Annotated in this window: 1 protein-coding gene; it reads left to right on the forward strand. The window is 54.9% G+C overall.

Annotated features, from left to right (window positions below):
• Window positions 1-447: 447 nt before the first annotated feature.
• Window positions 448-760: HU family DNA-binding protein (locus C5S62_RS00095; protein WP_104403546.1), on the forward strand; the 313-nt coding region annotated here is incomplete at its 3' end.

Genomic DNA, 760 nt, shown 5'->3' on the forward strand with positions numbered 1-760 from the left:
CACTTTCCACAGAATATCATATACATCATTTTGTTTCTCCCTTTTTAAAAAGAGAAGAAAACCTATGTTATATATAAAGACTTCGGAGGGTGTGGAAAAAACGGGAAAGGAAACGGAACGGGGCGGACGGGAAGAGGGAAAGAGGAAAGAATGAGGGCAGGGGGAAAGGCATAGGCGGAAACTGTGGAACGCACCATCGCTGACGGCAAACGGCGGCGGAAAAAGGCTGGCGGGGAAGAAAAAATGAGAAAATCCGAAGAGATTGTCCCACAGTCCGTTGCAGTATGAAACAGGTGGCCGGATAGGGGGTGGCGGGCGCCGAAAAAGTGAAGTGCCCTTTGCGGCGGCCGTAACTTTGCACTGTCGGGTGTTCCTCCCCGCTGCCCGGGAACGGGGCGAACGGCTGGCTTTCATCTCAGTTACTAACCTCAAAAAAAGTTTGACACCATGATTACTTTCATCGCACAGGAACGCAAGAACCCTATTACCAAAGTCGTTAAGTTTTATCCCGCTCCGGCCCGCTGCGTGCCGATGTCGCTTCAGGACATCGTGGAGCGCATTTCGCAGACCTGCACCGTGGACGAGCCTGACGTGAAGGCGGTCCTTTCGGCCCTTCAGGCTCAGATCATCCTGGCCTTGCGCAACGGCCACAGTGTGCGTCTGGGCGATCTCGGGTCGTTCCGCCTCACCATGTCGGGCTACGGCTGCGACCTGAAGGAGGAGGTTGGCGTAGCGGCCATCAAGCGCCTCCGTGTGTGCT

It is taken from the genome of Prevotella sp. MGM2 (assembly GCF_002933955.1).
Lineage (GTDB): Bacteria > Bacteroidota > Bacteroidia > Bacteroidales > Bacteroidaceae > Alloprevotella.